A 21,919-nucleotide genomic window follows, 5' to 3' on the forward strand; every position below is an offset into this window, starting at 1 on the left:
TCGCGCCCGCCGCGCCTCCTGATCCTGAGCCTCACGGCTTCTTCAACCACCTGAACGGGATCTCGATCGTCACGACCGTCCCACTGCCCACCATCGTGTGCCAGTCGATCGTGCCGCCGAGCTCTCCCTGAATGAGGGTGCGCACGATCTGGGTTCCGAGCCCCGAACCGACCTTGCCCTCGGGCAGGCCCGTTCCGCTGTCTTTGACCTCGACCGTCAGCGTCTCCTCCGAGCGGGTGGCGACGATCTCGACCTCACCCTCCTGCCCGGCGAGCCCGTGCTCCACGGCATTGGTGACGAGCTCGGTGAGCGCGAGGGCGAGGGGCGTCGCATACTCACTCGGCAGCACCCCGAAGCTCCCCGACGATTTCGGATGCACGGTGGTGTTGTGCGCCGACGCGACCTCCGCGACGAGCAGCAGCACACGGTCGAACACCGTGTCGAAGTCGACCCGCTGGTTGAGCCCCTCCGAGAGGGTGTCGTGCACCACAGCGATCGCAGCGACCCGGCGCATGGCCTGAGTGAGCGCGTCGCGGGCCTCGTCGGAGTGGGTGCGGCGGGCCTGGATGCGCAGCAGCGACGCCACCGTCTGCAGATTGTTCTTCACCCGGTGGTGGATCTCGCGGATCGTGGCGTCTTTGGTGATGAGCTCGCGCTCCTGGTGCCGCAGCTCGGTGACGTCGCGGCTCAGCACGATCGCGCCGAACCGGTGGCCGCGCGTACGCAGCGGGATGGCGCGGAGCGACACCGTCACACCCCTCGCCTCGATGTCGGTGCGCCACGGCGCCCGGCCGGTCACCACGAGCGGCAACGACTCGTCGACGACGAGCCGGCCGCTCAGCAGGCCCGTGGTCACCTCGGCGAGCGACTGCCCCTCGAGCTCGCCCGCGAACCCCATGCGGTTGAACGCCGAGAGGCCGTTCGGGCTCGCGAAGGTGACGATGCCGTCGACGTCGAGGCGCATCAGACCATCGGATGCTCGCGGGGCTCCCCGACGAGGCCCGGTCGGCGCACCCAGGTCGGGGAAGTCGCCGGCGGCGATCATGGCGAAGAGGTCGTTGGCGCACTCGTTGAAAGTGAGCTCCTGGCGGCTGGGGGTGCGCGCCTCACTGAGGTTAGTGTGCCGGGTGATGACGGCGATGGGCCGGTCGGTCGTGGTCTGCTCCGACGCCGAGAGGCGGCGCAGCACGGGGACGGCCCGCACGCGGGTGGGCGTCTCCTCGTACCAGTCGGGCGCCGCGGTGTCGACGATCTGGGCGCTCTCGAAGGCGTCGGTGACCTGTTTGCGCCACTCGGGCTTGATGGTCTGGCCCACGAAGTCGCGGTAGAACAGGGTCGCCGAGCTCGACGGGCGGGAGTGGGCCACGGCGACGAAGGTGCCGTCGTTGGTGGGCACCCAGAGCACGATGTCGGCGAAGGCCAGGTCGGCGAGGAGCTGGCAGTCGCTCACCAGCAGGTGCAACCAGTCGACATCGGCCTCGGTGGAGCTGCCGTGCGTGGAGACGAGGTCGCTGAGTGTTGACACGACGACTAGCCTACGATGACCGAACTGAGGGATCGTTCAGACGTTCAGAGCGGAGGACTCCCGTGGCCGAGTTTCCCTACGAACCGACCACGGGAGCCGCTTGGTTCCGGCCGGGGACTCGGCAGGTCGGGGGCGGGTTCCCGGCCGGAAGATCGTGCGCGTGCAGGAGAGAGTCCATCACCCGCCGACCGCCTGCCGGTATGAGCAGTTTCCACTCATTCACACGGGCCCGGGGCTCATTCCACAGGGCACAAACGCTTCTGGACAACGTCTGTCGACCCTGGTTGAGTGACAACCTCCGGAACCCAGTCGAGCATTGCTCAGAGAAGGCGGTTCGCGGGAACCGGAGGGCGAGAACACATGGGGTGACTCGCCGATCGACGTCGAGCTTCGCCGCGGCGGGAGCTCATCAGCACGAAGGAGCTCCATGCCCTCGCACGCGACAGTCCTCGCACCCACGCCTTCCTTCGTCGAGAGCGCTCCGCAGGCTCCGCCCCCGCAGGCTCCGCCTCCCCCGCGCCGGCTGCCAGACCCGCGCCCCCTCGCCGAGGCGCTCGCCCGGTGCGTCATCGAGATCCTCGCGGGAACCCGCGATCTCGATCAGATCGCCCGATGGCTCACGGCCGAGGTGTACTCGCACCTGCTGAAGCGCGTCGTGCTCTCGCAACGCGCCCGCCACGTGCGGGCGGAGTCGCCCAGCCGGCCGATCTTCACCATGGGCAGCACCGTCATCTGCGAACCCGAGAACGGCATCGTCGAGGCGGTCGTCATCATCCACGGCCGAGCGCGCTCCCGCGCCATTGCGCTGCGGCTCGAGGCGCTTGACACGCGCTGGAGGGCGTGCGCGGTGCACGTGCTCTGACTCCGGCCCGGCGCGCCGCAGGGCGGCTCAGAGCGGCTCCGACCCGCGGGCCGCCGCAGGCGCGGCAGCCCGACCGGTCAGCGCTTCTTCTTGCCCTGCGCCCGACGCTGAGCGCGGTTGTTCGAGCCGCCGGCGCCCGAACCGGAACTCGAGCCCGAACCGGAGCCGGAGCCCTGCTTCTGCGCCGAACGCTGACCGGAGGAGGCTCCGCCGTCGCCCGATCCCTGGCGCGCAGCACCACCCTGGGCCGGAGCACCGGCGCCGCCGCGGCTGAACGAGCTCGACACCGCAGGAGCCGCCTTCTCCTCGGCCTGCTGGGCCCGGGCGGTGGCGGCCTGCTCGATCTGGCCCTTCTGGTTGCGCACCTCGACGCCGCCGGAGTCACTCGGCGCGGAGAAGCTCAGCTTCTCGGCGGGCGCAGCCGGCTGGCTGAGGCCCTTCGCCTCGACCGTCGGCGTGCCGACGGCGTTCGGAGTCGCGTTGACCTCGACCTCGAGGTTGAACAGGAACCCGACGGTTTCCTCGCGGATCTGCCCCATCATCGACTGGAACAGGGCGAAGCCCTCGCGCTGGTACTCCACCAGCGGGTCGCGCTGCGCCATGGCCCGCAGGCCGATGCCGTCTTTGAGGTAGTCCATCTCGTAGAGGTGGTCGCGCCAGCGGCGGTCGATCACCGAGAGCACGACGCGCCGCTCGAGCTCGCGCATGGCGGGCTCGCCGAGGGTCTCCTCACGGCGCTGGTAGGCGAGCTTGGCGTCGGAGAGCACCTCGCGCTGGATGAAGTCGCGGCTCACCCGGCCCTTGCTGCCGGCCTCGGCCACCACCTCGTCGACCGAGATCGAGACCGGGTAGAGCGTCTTGAGCTCGGCCCAGAGCGCGTCGTAGTCCCAGTCGTCGCCGCTGCCGTTGCCCGCGTGGTCGTTGATGATCTCTTCGACGACGTCTTCGAGGAACTTCTGCGCGCGGTCTTGCAGGTTGTCGCCCTCGAGGATGTGACGGCGGTCGCTGTAGATCGCCTCACGCTGGCGGTTGAGCACGTCGTCGTACTTCAGCACGTTCTTGCGGATCTCGGCGTTGCGGCTCTCCACCTGCGACTGCGCGCTGCGGATGGCGCGCGAGACCACCTTCGACTCGATGGCGAGATCGTCGGGAACGCTGGAGCGCCCCATCAGGCTCTCGGCGGCGCCGGCGTTGAACAGCCGCATCAGGTCGTCGGTGAGCGAGAGGTAGAACCGGCTCTCGCCCGGGTCGCCCTGACGGCCGCTGCGGCCGCGCAGCTGGTTGTCGATGCGGCGCGACTCGTGGCGCTCGGTGCCGAGCACGTAGAGGCCGCCGGCGGCGATGACGCGCTCGGCCTCGGTGTCGACCTCGGCCTTGACGGAGGCGAACACCTCGTCCCAAGCCTCCTCGTACTCCTCGGGGGTCTCGACGGGGCTGAGGCCTCGGGCGTTCATCTCGGCGACCGCGAGGAACTCGGCGTTGCCGCCGAGCATGATGTCGGTGCCTCGACCCGCCATGTTGGTGGCCACGGTGACGGCGCCGTGACGGCCCGCCTGCGCGACGATGGCGGCCTCACGGGCGTGGTTCTTCGCGTTCAGCACCTCGTGGCGCACCCCGCGCTTGGCGAGCAGCCGCGACAGGTACTCGCTCTTCTCCACGCTCGTGGTGCCGACCAGCACCGGCTGGCCCTTCTCGTGGCGCTCGACGATGTCTTCGACCACCTGGTCGAACTTGGCCTGCTCGTTCTTGTAGACGAGGTCGGGCTGGTCGATACGCTGCATCGGCCGGTTGGTGGGGATGGCCACCACCCCGAGCTTGTAGGTCGACATGAACTCGGCGGCCTCGGTCTCGGCCGTACCGGTCATGCCGGAGAGCTTCTCGTAGAGGCGGAAGTAGTTCTGCAGCGTCACCGTGGCGAGCGTCTGGTTCTCGGCCTTGACGGCCACGCCCTCCTTGGCCTCGATGGCCTGGTGGATGCCCTCGTTGTAGCGGCGACCGGCGAGGATGCGGCCGGTGTGCTCGTCGACGATGAGCACCTCGCCGTTCAGCACGACGTAGTCCTTGTCCTTCTTGAACAGCGCCTTCGCCTTGATGGCGTTGTTGAGGAAGGAGATGAGCGGGGTGTTGGCCGACTCGTAGAGGTTGTCGATGCCGAGGTAGTCTTCGACCTTCTCGATGCCGGGCTCGAGCACGCCGACGGTGCGCTTCTTCTCGTCGACCTCGTAGTCTTCGTTCGCCACGAGCTTGGTGGCGATCTGCGCGAACTCGTTGAACCAGCGGTTCGCCTCGCCCGAGGCGGGCCCGGAGATGATGAGCGGGGTGCGTGCCTCGTCGATGAGGATGGAGTCGACCTCGTCGACGATGGCGAAGAAGTGGCCGCGCTGCACCATGTCGGAGGCCTGCCAAGCCATGTTGTCGCGCAGGTAGTCGAAGCCGAACTCGTTGTTGGTGCCGTAGGTGATGTCGGCCTCGTACTGCACGCGGCGCTCGGCGGGCGTCTGGCCGGCGAGGATGCAGCCGGTGGTCATGCCGAGGGCGCGGAACACGCGGCCCATCAGTTCGCTCTGGTAGCCGGCGAGGAAGTCGTTGACGGTGATGACGTGAACGCCCTTGCCCGCGATGGCGTTGAGGTAGGCCGCGGTGGTGGCCACCAGGGTCTTGCCCTCACCGGTCTTCATCTCGGCGATGTTGCCGAGGTGGAGGGCGGCGCCACCCATGAGCTGCACGTCGAAGTGCCGGAGGCCGAGGGTGCGGCGTGCTGCCTCGCGTACCGCGGCGAAGGCCTCGGGGAGGAGATGGTCGAGGCTCTCGCCCGACTCGTAGCGCTCGCGCAGGCGCGGCGTCTCGTCTTTCAGCTCCTCGTCGCTGAGGGCCTGGAAGTCTTCTTCGAGGGCGTTGATGGCCTTGGCGTAGGCCTGGAGCTTACGAAGGGTTCGGCCCTCGCCGACACGAAGGACCTTTTCGAGTACTGAGGCCACGGAGTCTCTCCCACTGCAGTCGTACCTGGGCGCGTCGCACAGGCGATGACCATACTAGTTGCTCGTGCCTGGGCATCGGCGGGGCGTTCGCCGTCGCCCGACCGCAGCGGGAGAGCGCTCGTCTCGGCGTCAGCGCACCGCGGCCGCGACGGTCTCGTCGGTGATCTCGGCGAAGGCCGCCGCGTTCTCGTCGAGGGCGATGACGCCGTAGTCCCAGCCCTTGCGGCGGTAGACCACGCTCGGGCGACCCGACTCGGAGTCGAGGAAGAGGTAGAAGTCGTGGCCCACGAGCTCCATGTGGTAGAGCGCGTCGTCGACCGTCATCGGCACGGCGCCGAAGACCTTCTTGCGGATGACGACCGGGCAGTACTCGTCGGTCTCGGCGTCGGAGGCGTCGGCGGTGCCGGGCGCCTCGTCTTCGACGACCTTGATCGACCCGGTGAGCACCTCGACGTCGGCCGGCCGCACGTCGAGGGCACTGAAGCCGTCGGTGCTGGCCTCGTGCAGCGAGAGCGGGCGGTGCTGACCGCGGTGCACCTTCTTGCGGTCTTTGGCCCGGCGCACCCGCTGCATGAGCTTCGCGAGCGCGAGGTCGAACGCGGCGTACTTGTCGCTCGCGGAGCTCTCGGCGCGCACCAGCGGGCCGGGGCCGATGAGGGTGAGCTCGACGCGGTCGTCGCCGCTCTGGGAACCGGTGGCCGTGTTGTGGCGGCTCACCTTGATCTCGAGGGCGAGTGCCTTATCGGCGAGATGACCGACCTTCTCCGCCTTCTCGCCCGCGTACTCGCGGAAGCGATCCGTGATGCCTAGGTTTCGTCCGGTGATGTTGACTTCCATGGAGACCTCCTAGCCAGTTGTGATGACGCGGATCCTGCACGCGGCGGGAACATTCGCGCCTTGTGCGGTTCACGCTACCGCGACCTGCACCGCAGTGTCACCGATTAATCACCTGGGCGTCGCCTTGCGTTTCACCGTGTGGGCGAGACAGGCGGCTCCGACCACCGCTCCCTGCGCCTCCGACACCGCCCGCGCCGCCTCGCGGAGCGTCGATCCGGTGGTGACGACGTCGTCGACGAGCAGCACGCACCTCCCTTGCACCATCGGACCCGCCCGCAGCGCTCCGCTGAGGTTGCGGCGACGCGCGGCGACCGAGAGGCCGGCCTGGTCGTCGACCTCGCGGATCTGCCGGAGCACTCCCGAGGGGGCGGGGCGCCGGCCGGCGAGACGCACCAGGGTCTCGACCGGGCGGTACCCGCGTGCCCGTCTCGCCTGTGCCGAGGAGGGAACGGCGACCACGAGCACCGGCTCCGACTCCCGTGCGAGCATCGAGTCGACCGCCGCGCGGAACGGCGGTGCCAGCGCGCGCAGCACCCCGGGTCTGTCGTGCTCCTTCGCCGCGCTGAGCAACGACGACACCACCCCGCCGTAGTCGAGCGCCGCGGTGGCACGCAGGCCGCCGAGGTCGACCTCCCGCAGCGACGGGACGAGCTCATCGCGGCATCGGACGCAGACGCTGCGGCCGTCGACACCGCAGCCGCCGCACGACACCGGCGCGAGCACCGCCGCCGCGTCGAGCAGCCACGCGGCGAGCGGCCCCGGTGTGGGAATCCCCGGAGCGGGCAGCCACGGGGTGAGCAGCCCGGGAGCGGACAGCCAGGGGGCAGGAAGAGAAGTCATGGCACGATGCTGCGCGCCCACGCCGCCGCATCGCACCGCAGCGCCAAATCTGTGGATCACTCCACGAAGAACGCCCCCTGGGGAGAACTCAGTTCTGCACCGCGAGCCTCGTGATGCCGGTCGCCGTCACCTGCCACGCGCTCCCCTGCTGCTGCAGGATGTCGCCCGTGGCGGTGAGCGCCCGCAGTCCGTCGATGTCGTTCCCGCCCGCGAGGCCGACCGCGTCGGCGGGCGAGCCGAGCGCGGTCGTGCGGCCGCCGAGCCGCTGCGCGGAGGCGCGCACCTCGCCCGAGGGCAGGGCGGTCGCCGCCGCCACGCTGAACTGGTCGACCCAGGTGGCCCCGACGGGCGCGCCGGGGGCGCTCACCAGTTCGACGGCCTGACCGAGCCGCTCGGGCACGCCGTCGGCGTTGCGGATGACCGCGGCCACCACGAGCTTCGGCACCCCGTCGAGCGACAGCGAGGCGACGGCCCTGGTGCCGTCGCGCGACACCTCGAACGAGGTGATGCCGGAGGCGCCGTCCCACGCCGTGGCGATCTCGATCGCCTGGGAGTCGGGGCCGTAGGCCACCAGTGCGGAGGGGTCGTCGGTAGGCACCGACCACACGTAACCGAACGGGTCGACGGCAGGTGCGATGAGTCCGGCGCGCTGGTCGAGCGGCGCCGGCGCCGTCGTCGACCCGTTCCCACCGCCCGCGCCCGCCCGCACGGCGAACACGGCACCCGACGCCCCCTTCACGGCGGCTGTGCCCGAGGTCTCCGAGTAGGCGGCCGAGAGCGGCGTGAGCGACTCGACGGCATCGCTGATGCCCTCGATCGGCGACACCGAATCGCCGCCGAGGTACCCGAACACGCCATCGCGCACGACGAGCGGCCGGGCATCGACGCGAGGTGCAGCATCCGGTCGTTTCACCGTCGAACCGGGGATGGCCACGGTGTTCTGGTCGACGGTGATGGTGACGTTCGAGGCCGAGGCGAGATCGCGCAGGCTCTCGCTCAACTGGTACTGCATGCGCTGCAGGTCGTTCACGTCGGCCTGCAGCACGTTCGCGGAGAGCTCGACCTGGGTCTGTCCGCCCGAGGTGACGACCGCCGTGGTGTTCGTGCCGTCGGGGAACGCGGTGACGACGGCACCCTCCCCGAGCCACGCGGTCGGCCCGGCGAGCAGGGCCTTCACGACGCGGGTGCCGACCGAGGTCGACGACGGGAACCAGCGCAGGTCGGGAACCAGGTAGGTGAACGTCGGGTCGTAGAAGTAGAGGGCGTGCGAGCTGAACACCTGCTCGAAGAAGACGTCCTCGATGACGATGCCGTCGTCGAGACCGCTGATGCGCCACTCGCCGTCGACCTGGCGGAAGCTGAACTGCAGCCTCGTGGGCGCGGTGGAGAGCGTCGGGGTGTAGCTGCCGTTCTGATCGACCTGGGCGACCGGGGCGATGGTGAGCTCGAGCGTGCTGTCGTTCACCTCGGTGGTGCTGCGGTTGCCGCTGTCGACGGTGGTCTCGACGTTCGGCTTCCAGCGCGCTGCCGCCTCGTCGGTGAGGTAGCGGCGGGCGATGGCGTAGTCGTCTTGGGGGCTCTTGGCGGCGAGGATGAAGCCGCTCAAGATCTGCGCCTGCGTCGCCCCGGCCGTCGGGTCGGCGGCGAGGAAGATCACGTCGATGTCGTCGTCGGTGCCCACGGCGTCTCCCGCCTCGACCGGCCCCGACCGCGGAATGCCGCTGCAGGCGACGACGGCCACGAGCAGCACGCCGACGCCGAAGAGGGAGAGGATGCTGCGCAGCAGGTGCCGCAGTGTCGTGCTCGTGCGCCGTGTCTCAGTCATGCTCCGCTCCTCGGTCGTTGCGGGTGCCGTCGTGGTGCGGAGGCCGGAGCTCGGCCACCGCGGGTGCCTCGCCGAAGGCGTCGTCGGGCTCGAGCGGCAGCGGCGAGGAGGTGAACGACCTGCTCTGCACCCGCGGGAGGGTGAGCCTGAAGCAGCTCCCCGCGCCCGGCCTCGACCAGACCTCGAGCGCCCCGCCGTGCAGCGTCGCGTCTTCGAGCGAGATGGCGAGCCCGAGCCCGGTGCCGCCGATGGTGCGCTTGCGCGAGGGGTCGGCCCGCCAGAACCTGTCGAACACCCGCTCGGCGTCGTCGGGCGTCATGCCGCTGCCGTAGTCGCGCACCGACAGCGCGACCGCCTGCTCGTCGCTGTCGACGCTCACCACGATCGGCCGCCCCTCGCCGTGCTCGATGGCGTTGCCGAGCAGATTGCGCACGATGCGACGGATGCGCCTGCCGTCGACCTCCGCCTCGAAGTAGCCCCCCGGGGCGACGAGCCTCAGGTCGGAGCCCGCCGCCTCGGCGAGCGACTGCATCTGGTCGATGGCGTCTTCGGCGAGGCGCACCAAATTGGTGGGCTCGGTGTCGAGGTGGGCCGAGCCCGCGTCGAAACGGCTGATCTCGAGCAGGTCGGCCAGCAGCAGCTCGAACCGCTCGGTCTGCGTGTGCAGCAGCTCGGCCGTGCGGCCGGTGGCGGGCGGGAAGCTCTCGCGCTGGTCGTAGAGCACGTCTCCGGCGAGACGGATGGTGGTCAGCGGCGTGCGCAGCTCGTGCGAGACGTCGGAGACGAAGCGCTGCTGCACCTGCGAGAGCTCGGCGAGCTGCGTGATCTGCGACTGCATGCTGTCGGCCATGCCGTTGAACGAGCGGGCCAGGGTGGAGATGACGTCTTCGCCGCGCTCGGGGATGCGCACCTCGAGATGGCCGGCGGCGAGCTTCTCGCTGGTCTCGGCGGCCATGCGGATGGGCTGCACCACGAGACGCACGATGAGCCAGGCCACCAACCCGATGAGCGCCACCAGGGCGAGACCGCCGAGCCACAGCGTCTGCTGCACGAACACCAGCGTCTGCTCGGCCTCGGCGAGGTTGTAGCCGATGTAGAGCTCGAAGGCGCCGGCACCCGGGATGGTGAGCGGGGAGCCGACGATGATGCCGGGGTCGGTTCCCCCGTTCTCGTTCGAGAGCTCGACCGACTGCCAGTACTGGGTGCCCTCGGTGTCGTCGGCGACCTGGTCGCGCAGCTCCTCGGTGATGACGCCCGAGGTGGCGAGCTCGGGGCTCGCGAAGGAGAGCACCGTGGTGCCGCCCGTGGTCTGGCCCGGCGTGGCGTAGAGCGCGATGAGCCGTGACGAGGAGGAGGCGATGATCGCCGACTTCGCCGAGTTGAGCAGCGAGATCGTCGACGCCTCACCGGCCGAGTCGGAGGAGTCGAAGATGGTCTGGGCGGCTCCCGCGGCGTTCTTCGACTCCACCAGCACCTGCTGCAGCCTCGACTGGAACAGGTCGTTGCCGATGCTCACCGCCATGTACGCTCCCGTGGCCACGACGGCGAGCGCCGAGAGCACCACGGTGATGACCACGGTGCGGAACTGCAGCGACCGTCGCCACACGCCGACGACGCGCGCCGGCCAGCCGCGCCAGTCGCGGAACGCCCGCCCGCGCATCCGGGTCTGCGACCCCGTCGTCATCTCGGGGCGTTCAGGCGCTGCCGGCGCGATAGCCCACGCCGCGCACCGTCATGACGATGGTGGGGTTGTCGGGGTCTTCCTCGACCTTGGCGCGCAGCCGCTGCACGTGCACGTTCACGAGGCGCGTGTCGGCCTTGTAGTGGTAGCCCCAGACCTGCTCGAGCAGCATCTCGCGGGTGAACACCTGCTGCGGCTTCGAGGCCAGGGCGAGCAGCAGGTCGAACTCGAGCGGCGTGAGGTTGATGCGCTCGCCGCCGCGGCGTACCTCGTGGCCGGCGACGTCGAGCCGCAGGTCGCCGATCTGCAGCAGGTCGGGCGAGGTCTCGGGGGCGGGGCGGAGACGGGTGCGGATGCGCGCCACGAGCTCCTTGGGGTTGAACGGCTTCACGACGTAGTCGTCGGCGCCCGACTCGAGGCCCTTCACCACGTCGGCGGTGTCGGTGCGGGCGGTGAGCATGATGATGGGGGTGCCCGACTCGGCACGGATGAGACCGCACACCTCGATGCCGTCGAGGCCGGGGAGCATGAGATCGAGCAGCACCAGATCGGGCTTGGTGTCGCGGAACGCGGCGAGCGCCTCGCCGCCGTCGGCGCAGAAGTGCGGGTCGAAGCCCTCCGAGCGCAGCACGATGCCGATCATCTCCGCCAGGGCGGTGTCGTCGTCGACGACGAGGATGCGAGGATCCATGGGCCGTTCTCGCTCACATTCTTTCGCGGGGCCGGCCCGGGCTCCGTCGCCCCTGGCCCGCCGTGGGGGCGTGCATTGCGACAAGAGTAGTCGAGCCGTTCGTGGGCCCTCTCGACACATGCCGGGAAAAGTCTGAGGGAGTGTGAAAGCATGGTCGGGAAACACCGGCAGGTCGGACAGGCGGTGGGGGTTCGGAGGATCACCGATGAGCGAGAACGACAGCTGGACGGCGCCCGGTGCCGAGGGGCCCGCGCAGGGGGCGCAGGTGCCGCCCGCGCAGGAGGCGCAGGTGCCGCCCGCGCAGGAGCCCACGCCGCAGGCCGCGCCGCACGCGCCTGCCGCGCCTCCGCAGTGGGGGCCGCCGGCCGTACCGCCCGCGCAGCCCGCCTACGGGCAATACGCGCCGCCACCGGCACCCGCGTATGGCCAGTACGCGCCGCCCAGCGCCGCTCCAGCCGCACCGCCCGCGCCCGCCTATGGCCAGTACCCGCCGCCCGCCGCGCCCGCGCAGGCCCCGTACGGCCAGTACGCGCCGCCACCCGCCGTACCGCCTGCGCCCGCCTACGGCCAGTACCCGCCGCCCGCGGCGCCTGCGCAGCCCGCGTACGGGCAGTACGCGCCGCCACCCGCCGCACCCGCCGCACCCGCCCCACCCGCCTACGGGCAGTACGCTCCCCCGCCGCCCCCGCCCGCGTACGGGCAGTACGCGGCGCAGACGGGGGTGCCCGCGTACGCGCAGCAGGGCTACGCCGCCCCCGCACCGCAGGGGTGGGCGCCGCCGCCGAAGCCCGGCCTCATCCCGCTGCGGCCGCTCGGGTTCGGCACGCTCATGGGGGCGCCGTTCCAGGTGGTGCGCCGCAACCCGAAGGCGACCTTCGGCAGCGGCCTGCTCATCCAGCTCATCATCGTCGTGGTGACCGCGCTCCTCGTGGGTGCCGCGGCCGCCTGGGCGATCGGCCGCTCGGTGAGCGTCTCCAGCGCCGACTACGACTCCATCGAGGCCGGCAACGTCGCGGTCATCATCATCTCGGCGCTCATCCCGCTCGTGCTCAGCGTGTTCGCCTCGGCGCTCCTGCAGGGCGTTCTCGTGCTCGAGGTCGCCCGCGGCACCCTCGGTGAGAAGCGGCGCCTGGGCGAGCTCTGGAAAGCGGCGTTCCGGCGCATCCTCCCCCTCACCGGCTGGCTCCTGCTCTCCGGCGTCGCCATCGTGCTCGCCCTCGGCGTGCTCGTGCTGGTCGTCGTGCTGGGCGCCACCATCGGCGACGCCGCGCTGGCCATCGGCATCCTCGCCGCAGTGCTGCTCGCGCTCGGCTTCGGGGTGCTGTTCGCCTGGCTCGGCACGAAGTTCGCCGTCGTGCCGAGCGTGATCGTGCTCGAACGCGTGGGCGTGTTCGCGGCGATGCGCCGCTCCTGGAGCCTCACCGCCGGCATGCCGAACTTCTGGCGCACGCTCGGGGTGATCGTGCTGGTGTACCTCATCCTCAACCTCGCCACGCAGCTCATCACCACCCCGTTCTCGTTCCTCCTGCCGATCGTGCTCACGCTCGTCGACCCGAACAACTCGGGCGCGGGCATCGGCGCGGTGGTGGCCGTGTACCTGCTGCTGGTGGCCGTCTCGGTGGTGATGGGCGCGCTCGCGTCGGTCATCCAGGCCGCCACCGTCGCCGTCATCTACATCGACCTCCGGATGCGCAAGGAGGGTCTCGACATCGAACTGGTGCGGTTCGTCGAGTCGCGGCAGGACGAGACCTCGGAGACCTGGCCCGACCCGTACCAGCCCGGACGGCAGAGGTGACGCCGCTCGCCCTCGTGACGCGTCTGCTCGCCGCTCCCCCGGTCGAGCCCGACGCCGACCAGGCGCGCGACTGGATCGTCACCGAGCTCGGCAAGCCGCCCTACCAGGCCGCGCGGCCGACGTGGTTCGACCAGGTGTCGAAGGCCATCAGCGACTGGCTGGGCTCGCTGCGGGTGCCCGACGGCTCCGGTCTCGGCGGTCTCGTGCCGCTCATCGTGGTGATCGTCGTGGTGGTGCTCATCGTCGTCGCCTTCCTGGTGTTCGGCAGGCCCCGCCTCAACCGGCGCAGCCGCTTCGAGGCGGGCGCCCTGTTCGGCGCCGACGACACCAGGAGCGCCGCCGAGCTGCGGGCCGCCGCCCAGCGCGCCGCTGCAGAGGGCGACTTCGACACCGCGATCGAGGAGGCGTTCCGGGCGCTGGCGCGACAGCTCGCCGAGCGCACGGTGGTGTTCACCGCTCCCGGCACGACCGCGCAGGACTTCGCCGGGCGGGCCGGCCGCTCCTTCCCGGGTTCGGCCGGCGAGCTCGAGGCCTGCGCCGGACTGTTCGACGAGGTGCGCTACCTCGACGTGCCGGGCACGCGCGCCGGCTACGACCGCGTGCGCACCCTCGACGACCGCGTGCGCGTCGAGCGCCCGGCGGCCCTCGACGCGGTCGAGGCCGAGGTGGTGCGATGACGCGCCCCGCCGCACCGGGCCGCCCCGCGGCATCGACCGAGGCAGCGCCAGCCCGGGCCGCCCTGCCGCCCGCCGCACCGGCCGAGGCTCCGCCGCCCGACGGCACCGTCGAGACCCCACGGCTGCGCTCGGGCCTCCGGCGCTCGGTGTTCTGGGTCGTCGCCGCCGTCGCAGCCCTCGCCTTCGCCGTGGTGTCGGTGCTCCTCACCTCGAGCGCGGTGCCCGACGCCGATCGGTACTCCATCGGCAACGCCGGGCCCTCCGGCGGCCGGGCAGTCGCCGAGGTGCTGCGCCAGCAGGGTGTCGACGTCGTCGCCGCCTCCTCGCTCGCCGAGGCGCGCGCCGCAGCCGATTCCGCGGGCGGCGACGCCACTGTGCTGTTCTCCGACCCCTACGGCTACCTCGAGGGCGACAAGCTCGCCGAGGTGGCCCTGCTCGGCACTCGCCTCGTGCTCCTCGAGCCGGGAGCGACCGAGCTCGACGAGTTCGCCCCCGGCGTGCGCAACGCGGGCTCGGCCGACGAGACCGACCCGGTCGCGGCCGCCTGCGCCCTCCCCGCCGCCGAGCGGGCAAGCGAGATCTCCCGCCCCACCGCCACCTACCGACTCGTCGGCGGGAGCGACGCCGTCGACGACGCCCTCACCTGCTTCCCCTCCTACGACGACGCCTTCGGGGTCATCACCCTCGACACCGACGACGGCGTCGTCACGGTCTTCGGCGCCGGCGACGCCCTCACCAACGAGTACGCGCCGCAGTACGGCAACGCCGCGCTCGCCCTGGGCGTGCTCGGCGAGAACCCCACGCTCGTCTGGTACCAGCCGGGCTACGACGACCTCGAGGGCGGCGCCCCCGAGACGCTCGGCTCGCTCACTCCCGACTGGGTGACCCCGGTGATGCTGCTGCTCATCGTCGTGGTGATCGCCGCCGGCATCTGGCGCGGGCGCCGCTTCGGCCCGGTCGTGGTGGAGAACCTCCCGGTGACGGTGCGCGCCAGCGAGACCATGGAGGGTCGCGCCCGGCTCTACGCCAAGCAGGCGGCCCACGGGCGGGCTCTCGACGCCCTGCGCATCGGCACGGTGTCGCGCCTGGCGACCCTGCTCAACCTGCCCCGGCACGCCACCGTCGTGGAGGTCAGCCGGGCCGTCGCCGCCGTCACCGGTCGGCACCCCGACGAGGTGCACGCCGTGCTCGTCGGTGCGGTGCCGAACAACGAGGCCGAGCTGCTGCAGCTCTCCGACCGTCTGCTCGCCCTCGAACAGGAGGTGACGCGTGCCACCCGGCTGCTCTGACCACCGGGCGGATGCGCGTGGCCCGGCCCCGTGCATCCGTTCGCTCTCTTCCGCTCCGCCACGAACTCCGTTCCTCCGCACAGATAGGACACCCGGATGACCGACCACACCCCCGCCCCCTCCCCCGAGGAAGCCGGCGAGCTGCGCGCCGCGCTGGCCCGCGTGCGCAGCGAGGTCGGCAAGGCCGTCGTCGGCCAGGAAGGCGCGGTGACCGGGCTCATCATCGCTCTGCTCGCCCGTGGCCACGTGCTGCTGGAGGGCGTGCCCGGGGTGGCGAAGACGCTGCTCGTGCGCACCCTCAGCCAGACGCTCAGCCTCGACACCAAGCGGGTGCAGTTCACCCCCGACCTCATGCCGGGTGACGTCACCGGCTCGCTCATCTACGACGCGAAGGCCGGCGAGTTCTCGTTCCGCGAGGGGCCGGTGTTCACGAACATCCTGCTCGCCGACGAGATCAACCGCACACCTCCGAAGACGCAGTCGTCGCTGCTCGAGGCGATGGAGGAGCGTCAGGTGAGCGCCGACGGCGTCACCCGAAAGCTGCCCGACCCGTTCCTCGTGGCGGCGACCCAGAACCCCATCGAGTACGAGGGCACCTACACGCTCCCCGAGGCGCAGCTCGACCGCTTCCTGCTGAAGCTCGTGCTCGACCTGCCCGAGCGCGACGTCGAGGTGGCCGTGCTCACCCGGCACGCCGGAGGCTTCAACCCGCGCGACCTCACCGCCGCCGGGGTCACCCCCGTGCTCGGCGCCGACCAGCTGCGCCGCGCGCAGGCGGCGGTCACCACGGTGCAGGCCTCGCCCGACGTGCTCGCCTACATCGTCGACCTCGCCAGGGCGACCCGGCAGAGCCCCTCGGTGAAGCTCGGCGTGAGCCCGCGCGGTTCGACCGCGCTGCTCGCCGCCGCGAAGGCCTGGGCCTGGCTCAACGCCTCCCCCGGCATCACCCCCGACCACGTGCAGGCGATGGTGCTGCCGGTGCTGCGCCACCGCATCCAGCTGCGGCCCGAGGCGGAGCTCGAGGGTGTGTCGGTCGACGCGATCCTCCGCTCCATCCTCACCCAGGTGCGGGTACCGCTGTGACGGCGGCCCGCTGATGGCGCTCACCGGAAGGCTGGTGGCGCTCCTGGCCGTCGGCATCGTGCCGGTGGTGCTCCTCGGCGAGCTCTACGACCGGGCCGCCGCGGCCCTGCTGGGTTGGCTCGCGCTCATCGTGCTGCTCATCGTCGTCGACCTGCTGCTCGCGGCCTCACCGCGCAAGGTCTCGCTCGACCGCACGCTGCCCGGCCGGGTGCGGCTCGGCGAGACGGCGACGAGCACGCTCTACCTCACGAACACCGGGCGACGGATGCTGCGGGCCGTCGTGCGCGACGCCTGGCAACCCTCGGCGGGGCCGAGCACGAACCGCTCGCGCGTCGAGGTGCCGGCGAGTGAGCGACGGGCCGTGACGGTCGCGCTCACACCCTTCCGGCGCGGGGAGCGGCGCACCGAGCGGGTGACGATCCGCTCGACCGGGCCGCTCGGGCTCGCGGCGCGGCAGGCGACGCTGCGCTCGGCGGGTCACATCCGCGTGCTCCCCCCGTTCAACGCGCGCAAGCACCTGCCCTCGCGGCTCGCGCGGCTGCGAGAGCTCGACGGGCGGGCGAGCGTGATGATCCGCGGGCGGGGCACCGAGTTCGACAGCCTCCGCGAGTACGTGCGCGGAGACGACGTGCGGTCGATCGACTGGCGGGCCACGGCGCGCCACAGCGACGTGATGGTGCGCACCTGGCGGCCCGAGCGCGACCGCCGTGTGGTCATCGTCATCGACACCGGGCGCACGCAGGCCGCGCGCATCGGCGACGAGACCCGCATCGACACCGCGTTCGAGAGCGCGCTGCTGCTCGCCGCCCTGGCCACCCGGTCGGGCGACCGGGTCGACCTGGTGATGTACGACCGCAGGCTGCGGGGTCGCGTGCACGGAGCATCCGGGCCCGAACTGCTCTCGCGCATGGTCGACGCCATGGCGCCGGTCGAGCCCGACCTCATCGAGATGGACTGGACGGCCGTGCCGTCGCTCGTGCGCCAGGTGACCACGCAGCGCTCGCTCGTGGTGCTCGCCACCGCCATCGATGCTCCGGGCATCTCGCGGGAGCTCATGGCGATCGTGCCGCAACTCACCCGCGACCACATGGTGGTGGTGAGCTCGGTGACCGATCCGGATGTGGCGGCCGGGGTGATGAGGCGGTCCGACCGCGAGGAGGTCTACCGGGCGGCAGCGGCTGAGCGCGCGCTGCTCGATGTGGCGCGGGTGACCACGGTGCTGAAGCGGTTCGGGGCCGACGTGATCACGGGGGCGCCCGCCGACCTGCCGCCGGCGCTGGCCGATCGGTACATCGCGCTGAAGGCGGCCGGGCGGCTCTGAGGGCGGTGCCGGGCGGGCGGGCGCCGGGGGGCGGGCGTGCCGGCGGCCCGGGCGGCCCGGTGGCCGGGGTTCGGGCCGGCTCGCCTCAGCCCGCGACGAGCTGGGTGGCGCCCGCCTCGAACTCCTCGAGGTCGCCGGTCTGGCCCGCGCGGTAGGCGCGGCCGCCGACGAACACCATGTAGAACAGGAACGCCACGAGCGCCAGGGCGCCGATGCCGATCTTGAGCCACCACGGCAGCGGCGACGGCGTGACGAAGCCCTCGATGACTCCCGAGACGAACAGCACGAACACGAGGCCGATGGCGACCGTGAAGAGCGCGCGGCCGTTCTCGGCGAGCGAGCGGCCGCGGGTGAGCGCCCCCGGCGCCACCCACGCCCAGAAGATGCGGAGGCCCGCCGCGGCCGCCACGAAGATGGCGGTGAGCTCGAGCATTCCGTGCGGCATGATGTAGAGGAAGAACACGTCGCCGTGGCCGAACTCGAACATGACGGCGGCGTTCACGCCGAGGTTCTGGGCGTTCTGGATGATGACGTACGGCACGAAGACGCCGAGCACGCCGAAGGCGATGCACTGGGCCGCGATCCAGGCGTTGTTCGTCCAGACCAGACCGGTGAACGAGGCCGCCGGGTTCTCGGAGTAGTAGTCGACGAAGTCCTCCTCGGCGATCTGCTTGAGGTAGGCGTTGTCGCCGATCGCCGCGAGCACCGGCGGGTTCTGCGAGATCCAGAGGGCGTAGAGGGCGGCGATGATGACGGTCGCGAGCGCGACGGCCAGCGTCAGCCAGCGCAGGCGGTAGAGGGCGGCGGGCAGCTGCACGGCGAAGAACACCGGGATCTGCCGGAAGACGTTCGCCCCCGCCCCTGTGAAGCGCAGCCGCGCCCGGGAGAGCGAGACCGACAGGCGGTCGCCGTAGGCGGTGGAGCCGGCGACGGTCTTGATGGCCGAGAGCTGCGTCGAGCCCGACTGGTAGCGCTCGATCAGCTCGTCGGCCTCGCGGCCCGAGTAGCCGCGGCGGCGCCCCAGCTCGTCGAGACGATCCCAGTCGTCTCGATGCGCGGCGGAGTAGGCGTCGAGGTCCATCTGCTTAGATGATATCCATGACCGGTCCACGGGACGACGAGCTGCTCACCGGCGAGGCGGTCGCCCTCGACGTGAGGCCGGCGAGCTTCCTGCTGCGGAGCGCCAGCGGGGCCATCGATTTCGCGGTCTACGTGGGCGCCCTGCTGGCCGGCATCTACCTCTACAGCGTCTTCGCCGCCAGCGGCACCGCCTTCGACCCGGCGCTCGCGCAGGCGCTGTTCATCATGCTCGTCGTGGCGTGCCTGGTCGTCGCGCCCATCACCGTCGAGGTGGCGAGCCGCGGCAGGTCGCTCGGCAAGCTCGCCATCGGCGCGCGGATCGTGCGCGACGACGGCGGCGCCATCACGCTGCGGCACTCGATCGTCAGGGGCCTCGTCGGCTTCCTCGAGATCTACACGACCTTCGGCGTCATCGCGTTCGTCACGTCGCTGCTGAACTCCCGCTCGAAGCGGCTCGGTGATCTCCTCGCCGGCAGCTACAGCCAGCACGAGCGCGTGCCGCGCCCGCTGCCCTTCTCGGCGCAGGTACCGCCCGAGCTCCTCGGCTGGGCGGCCACCGCCGACGTCGCGAAGCTGCCCGACCGGCTCTCCCGCCGCATCGTGCAGTTCCTCACCCAGGCCAGCCGCATGACCCCCGCCACCCGCGAACGCCTCGCGTTCGAGCTCGCCGGCGAGACCGCGCCCTACGTCTCGCCGCTCCCCGACGTGCACCCGCACGCCTTCCTCCTCGGCGTCGCGGCCATCCGCCGCGACCGCGAGTACACCGCCCTCATGCTCGAGAAGCGCCGCCTCGACCAGGTCGAGCCCATCCTGCAGGGCCTGCCGAACGGCTTCCCCGACCGGTAGCTGCCGCCGGGGCCGTGCTGCGCGCGGCTCCGGCGGGGCGCGCCGCCGCTTCTGCGGCGCGCCGCGACAGGTGAGCGTGCGGTCGCTGGCGCGGCCGCGCGCTCACCTTGGGTCGTCAGAGGAGGGCCCGTTGCGGTCGACCTCTCGGTGCGGGGTGCTCAGTAGCGGTAGTGGTCGACCTTGTAGGGGCCGTCGATGGGGACGCCTATGTAGGCGGACTGCTCGGGGCGGAGAGTGGTGAGCTCGACGCCGAGGGCGTCGAGGTGCAGGCGGGCGACCTTCTCGTCGAGGTGCTTGGGCAGCACGTAGACGCCCACGGGGTACTTTTCCGGGGTCGCGTAGAGTTCGATCTGCGCGAGCACCTGGTTCGTGAACGAGTTGCTCATGACGAAGCTCGGGTGACCGGTGGCGTTGCCGAGGTTCATCAGCCGGCCCTCCGACAGCACCAGGATGCTGCGCCCGGTCGGCAGCCGCCACTCGTGCACCTGCGGCTTGATCTCGACCCGCTCGGCGCCCGGCACCTTCGCGAGCCCCGCCATGTCGATCTCGTTGTCGAAGTGGCCGACGTTCGCGACGATGGCGAGGTGCTTCATCCGGAGCATGTCGTCGACCCCGATGACGTTCACGTTGCCGGTGCCCGTGACGAAGATGTCGACCTCCTCGACCACCGAGTCGAGCCGCGACACCTGGAAGCCGTCCATCGCCGCCTGCAGCGCGCAGATCGGGTCGATCTCCGACACGATCACCCGCGCACCCTGGCCGCGGAGCGCCTCGGCGGCGCCCTTGCCCACGTCGCCGTAGCCCACCACGAAGGCGACCTTGCCGCCCATCAGCACGTCGGTGGCGCGGTTCAGCCCGTCGGGCAGCGAGTGCCTGATGCCGTACTTGTTGTCGAACTTCGACTTCGTCACCGAGTCGTTCACGTTGATGGCCGGGAACAGCAGCTCCCCCGCCGCCGCCAGCTCGTAGAGGCGGTGCACGCCCGTGGTCGTCTCCTCGGAGACACCGCGGATCTCCGCAGCGATCCTCGTCCACCGGTCACTGCTGCCCGCAAGGCTGCCGCGCAGCAGCTCGAGCACGACACCGTACTCCTCGCTGTCGTCGGTCGTGGTGTCGGGCACGCGCCCCGCCGCCTCGAACTCGCGCCCCTTGTGCACGAGCAGCGTGGCGTCACCGCCGTCGTCGAGGATCATGTTCGGCCCGATCCACGACACCGCGCTCCCCGTCGCCGCCTCCTCGGCGGCGGCCTCGGCCGACCAGTCGAAGGCGCGCTCGGTGCACCACCAGTACTCCTCGAGCGTCTCGCCCTTCCAGGCGAAGACGGGCGAGCCGGCCGGCGCCTCGACGGTGCCGGTGGGGCCGACGACGATGGCGGCTGCCGCCTCGTTCTGCGTGGAGAAGATGTTGCAGCTCACCCAGCGCACCCGCGCCCCCAGCGCGACCAGCGTCTCGATGAGCACCGCCGTCTGCACCGTCATGTGCAGCGAACCCATGATGCGCGCACCCGCGAGCGGCTTCGACTCGCCGAACTCCGCGCGCAGCGCCATGAGGCCGGGCATCTCGTTCTCGGCGAGCCTGATCTGGTGCCGACCCGCCTCGGCGAGCGCCAGGTCGGCGACCTTGTAGGGCAGGGCGGTGACGGATGCGGGGGGTGCGATGGTCATGCATCGATTCTCGCAGGTCGTCGCCGCGAGGAGGCTCCGAGCCGCGAGATCGCCGGACGAACCGGGTGGCGGGTGACAGGCGCTCGGCCGCCGTCGGGCGCGCTCCGGTTACGGGGCGGTGACGTAGCGCATGACCTGCCAGCCCTGCGGGGCGGAGAAGCGCTCGATGTGGCGTGCGCAGAGGTCGTAGCCGTGGGGCTGCACGACCGGGCTCAGCGGGCCGACGACGACCAGGGAGTCGGCGTAGTCGTAGGTGAGGGTGGTGGTCGCCTCACCGCGGCAGGAGGGCCGCGAGCATTCCCGGTTCGTCATCGCCTCAAGACTAGGCCCGCGCATCCGTCGCCCCGGTGAGGCCGCGCCGGTGACGCCGCGCCGTGTCGTGCTCGCGCCCGTAGACTTGCCGCATGGCTCGATCGCGTAGACGGCCGGCACGTGCCGCCACCATCCGGGCACGCACCCGCAACCGGCACGGCCGCGATCTGCGCTCCTCGGTGGCGGGGCCGCACCTGCCGTTCCTGCGCTCGCGCATCGACCTGTTCGATATGACCGTCGCCTCCACCGCGGAGTACCTGCGGAGCCTCTGGCCGAACGAGCTGGCGCAGGTGTCGTTCGAGGTGGCGACGATGCCCTTCGGCGAGTTCGGCTCGCCCGACCACGTCGACCGGTGGTCGGTGACGAAGAACCGGGTCATCATGTTCCGGCTGCCGATCGAGCGGATGTCGCGGCTGCATCGCGACGACGAGGTGCACCGCCGGCTCGCCATCGAGGCGTGCGTGTTCCGCGCCGTCGCCGAGTTGCTCGGCAAAGACCCGTGGGACTTGGCGCCCGACCGCTTCCACCACTTCTGACGCCGCGTACCCGCGCCCGCCCGGGCTTGCGCGCGCCTGCCCGCGCGTACCGTATGAGAATCGTGCCGCCGAGCCTG

The 21,919-nt window shown here is 71.3% G+C and carries 18 protein-coding genes; 8 read left to right on the forward strand and 10 right to left on the reverse strand.

Annotation, left to right across the window (positions count from 1 at the left end; genetic code table 11):
• Positions 1-31 precede the first annotated feature (31 nt).
• Positions 32-1,525, reverse strand: coding sequence for a sensor histidine kinase (locus HL652_RS12635; protein ID WP_171705648.1), 1,494 nt, complete (start codon positions 1,523-1,525; stop codon positions 32-34).
• A 427-nt stretch (positions 1,526-1,952) separates the two neighbouring features.
• Here HL652_RS12635 and HL652_RS12640 point away from each other — a divergent pair, with 427 nt between their 5' ends.
• Complete coding sequence (locus tag HL652_RS12640) at positions 1,953-2,387, forward strand: Rv3235 family protein (protein ID WP_171705649.1); 435 nt, start codon at positions 1,953-1,955, stop codon at positions 2,385-2,387.
• A gap of 77 nt (positions 2,388-2,464) precedes the next feature.
• Here HL652_RS12640 and secA read toward each other — a convergent pair whose 3' ends face one another.
• From secA to mtrA, 6 genes are all read right to left on the reverse strand, one after another.
• Positions 2,465-5,365: a preprotein translocase subunit SecA gene (gene secA, locus HL652_RS12645; RefSeq protein WP_171705650.1), complete on the reverse strand. Its 2,901-nt coding sequence runs from the start codon at positions 5,363-5,365 to the stop codon at positions 2,465-2,467.
• A 129-nt stretch (positions 5,366-5,494) separates the two neighbouring features.
• The gene (gene hpf, locus HL652_RS12650; RefSeq protein ID WP_171705651.1) at positions 5,495-6,202 is read right to left on the reverse strand and encodes a ribosome hibernation-promoting factor, HPF/YfiA family; all 708 of its coding nucleotides are present in this window, start codon (positions 6,200-6,202) and stop codon (positions 5,495-5,497) included.
• A 108-nt stretch (positions 6,203-6,310) separates the two neighbouring features.
• Positions 6,311-7,042, reverse strand: a complete 732-nt coding sequence (locus HL652_RS12655; RefSeq protein ID WP_171705652.1) for a ComF family protein — start codon at positions 7,040-7,042, stop codon at positions 6,311-6,313.
• An 88-nt stretch (positions 7,043-7,130) separates the two neighbouring features.
• On the reverse strand, positions 7,131-8,867 hold the full coding sequence (locus HL652_RS12660) for a GerMN domain-containing protein (RefSeq protein ID WP_171705653.1): 1,737 nt from the start codon (positions 8,865-8,867) through the stop codon (positions 7,131-7,133).
• Positions 8,860-10,551, reverse strand: coding sequence for an MtrAB system histidine kinase MtrB (gene mtrB, locus HL652_RS12665; RefSeq protein ID WP_253743248.1), 1,692 nt, complete (start codon positions 10,549-10,551; stop codon positions 8,860-8,862). Before mtrB ends, HL652_RS12660 begins: the two co-directional genes overlap by 8 nt.
• Before the next feature lie 10 nt (positions 10,552-10,561).
• Positions 10,562-11,239, reverse strand: coding sequence for an MtrAB system response regulator MtrA (gene mtrA / locus HL652_RS12670; RefSeq protein ID WP_171705654.1), 678 nt, complete (start codon positions 11,237-11,239; stop codon positions 10,562-10,564).
• A 205-nt stretch (positions 11,240-11,444) separates the two neighbouring features.
• On the opposite strand from mtrA, the gene HL652_RS12675 reads away from it, so the two are divergent.
• From HL652_RS12675 to HL652_RS12695, 5 genes are all read left to right on the forward strand, one after another.
• Positions 11,445-13,034: a hypothetical protein gene (locus HL652_RS12675; protein WP_171705655.1), complete on the forward strand. Its 1,590-nt coding sequence runs from the start codon at positions 11,445-11,447 to the stop codon at positions 13,032-13,034.
• Positions 13,031-13,711 carry a DUF4129 domain-containing protein gene (locus tag HL652_RS12680; protein WP_253743250.1) on the forward strand — a complete coding sequence of 227 codons (681 nt, stop codon included), beginning with the start codon at positions 13,031-13,033 and terminating at the stop codon, positions 13,709-13,711. Before HL652_RS12675 ends, HL652_RS12680 begins: the two co-directional genes overlap by 4 nt.
• Complete coding sequence (locus HL652_RS12685) at positions 13,708-15,000, forward strand: DUF4350 domain-containing protein (RefSeq protein ID WP_171705656.1); 1,293 nt, start codon at positions 13,708-13,710, stop codon at positions 14,998-15,000. The genes HL652_RS12680 and HL652_RS12685 overlap by 4 nt, the downstream gene beginning before the upstream one ends.
• A gap of 96 nt (positions 15,001-15,096) precedes the next feature.
• The gene (locus HL652_RS12690) at positions 15,097-16,083 is read left to right on the forward strand and encodes an AAA family ATPase (RefSeq protein WP_171705657.1); all 987 of its coding nucleotides are present in this window, start codon (positions 15,097-15,099) and stop codon (positions 16,081-16,083) included.
• Positions 16,084-16,096: 13 nt separating this feature from the next.
• Entirely contained in the window at positions 16,097-17,404 is a 1,308-nt protein-coding gene (locus tag HL652_RS12695; protein ID WP_171705658.1) for a DUF58 domain-containing protein, read from the forward strand.
• 85 nt (positions 17,405-17,489) lie between these two features.
• On the opposite strand, the gene HL652_RS12700 is transcribed toward HL652_RS12695, so the two are convergent.
• Positions 17,490-18,485, reverse strand: coding sequence for a stage II sporulation protein M (locus tag HL652_RS12700; RefSeq protein WP_171705659.1), 996 nt, complete (start codon positions 18,483-18,485; stop codon positions 17,490-17,492).
• Between the two features lie 17 nt (positions 18,486-18,502).
• On the opposite strand from HL652_RS12700, the gene HL652_RS12705 reads away from it, so the two are divergent.
• On the forward strand, positions 18,503-19,330 hold the full coding sequence (locus HL652_RS12705; protein ID WP_171705660.1) for an RDD family protein: 828 nt from the start codon (positions 18,503-18,505) through the stop codon (positions 19,328-19,330).
• A gap of 158 nt (positions 19,331-19,488) precedes the next feature.
• Here the strand turns inward: HL652_RS12705 and ahcY are convergent, their stop codons facing one another.
• On the reverse strand, positions 19,489-20,994 hold the full coding sequence (ahcY, locus tag HL652_RS12710) for an adenosylhomocysteinase (protein ID WP_171705661.1): 1,506 nt from the start codon (positions 20,992-20,994) through the stop codon (positions 19,489-19,491).
• Positions 20,995-21,102: 108 nt separating this feature from the next.
• Positions 21,103-21,306 (reverse strand): DUF3499 family protein, encoded by a 204-nt coding sequence (locus HL652_RS12715; RefSeq protein ID WP_171705662.1) that lies wholly within the window; start codon positions 21,304-21,306, stop codon positions 21,103-21,105.
• A gap of 92 nt (positions 21,307-21,398) precedes the next feature.
• Between HL652_RS12715 and HL652_RS12720 the strand changes: the two genes are divergently transcribed.
• On the forward strand, positions 21,399-21,842 hold the full coding sequence (locus HL652_RS12720) for a metallopeptidase family protein (protein ID WP_171705663.1): 444 nt from the start codon (positions 21,399-21,401) through the stop codon (positions 21,840-21,842).
• Positions 21,843-21,919: the final 77 nt, after the last annotated feature.

The organism is Herbiconiux sp. SALV-R1 (genome assembly GCF_013113715.1).
Lineage (GTDB): Bacteria > Actinomycetota > Actinomycetes > Actinomycetales > Microbacteriaceae > Herbiconiux.

Coding starts and splice junctions, on each gene's coding strand:
- hpf (WP_171705651.1), bottom strand. CDS start 6,202: ATGGAAGTCAACATCACCGGACGAAACCTAGGCATCACGGATCGCTTC.
- mtrB (WP_253743248.1), bottom strand. CDS start 10,551: ATGACGACGGGGTCGCAGACCCGGATGCGCGGGCGGGCGTTCCGCGAC.
- HL652_RS12720 (WP_171705663.1), top strand. CDS start 21,399: ATGGCTCGATCGCGTAGACGGCCGGCACGTGCCGCCACCATCCGGGCA.
- HL652_RS12675 (WP_171705655.1), top strand. CDS start 11,445: ATGAGCGAGAACGACAGCTGGACGGCGCCCGGTGCCGAGGGGCCCGCG.
- HL652_RS12640 (WP_171705649.1), top strand. CDS start 1,953: ATGCCCTCGCACGCGACAGTCCTCGCACCCACGCCTTCCTTCGTCGAG.
- HL652_RS12705 (WP_171705660.1), top strand. CDS start 18,503: ATGACCGGTCCACGGGACGACGAGCTGCTCACCGGCGAGGCGGTCGCC.
- HL652_RS12715 (WP_171705662.1), bottom strand. CDS start 21,306: ATGACGAACCGGGAATGCTCGCGGCCCTCCTGCCGCGGTGAGGCGACC.
- HL652_RS12690 (WP_171705657.1), top strand. CDS start 15,097: ATGACCGACCACACCCCCGCCCCCTCCCCCGAGGAAGCCGGCGAGCTG.
- HL652_RS12655 (WP_171705652.1), bottom strand. CDS start 7,042: ATGACTTCTCTTCCTGCCCCCTGGCTGTCCGCTCCCGGGCTGCTCACC.
- ahcY (WP_171705661.1), bottom strand. CDS start 20,994: ATGACCATCGCACCCCCCGCATCCGTCACCGCCCTGCCCTACAAGGTC.
- HL652_RS12660 (WP_171705653.1), bottom strand. CDS start 8,867: ATGACTGAGACACGGCGCACGAGCACGACACTGCGGCACCTGCTGCGC.
- HL652_RS12695 (WP_171705658.1), top strand. CDS start 16,097: ATGGCGCTCACCGGAAGGCTGGTGGCGCTCCTGGCCGTCGGCATCGTG.
- mtrA (WP_171705654.1), bottom strand. CDS start 11,239: ATGGATCCTCGCATCCTCGTCGTCGACGACGACACCGCCCTGGCGGAG.
- HL652_RS12685 (WP_171705656.1), top strand. CDS start 13,708: ATGACGCGCCCCGCCGCACCGGGCCGCCCCGCGGCATCGACCGAGGCA.
- HL652_RS12700 (WP_171705659.1), bottom strand. CDS start 18,485: ATGGACCTCGACGCCTACTCCGCCGCGCATCGAGACGACTGGGATCGT.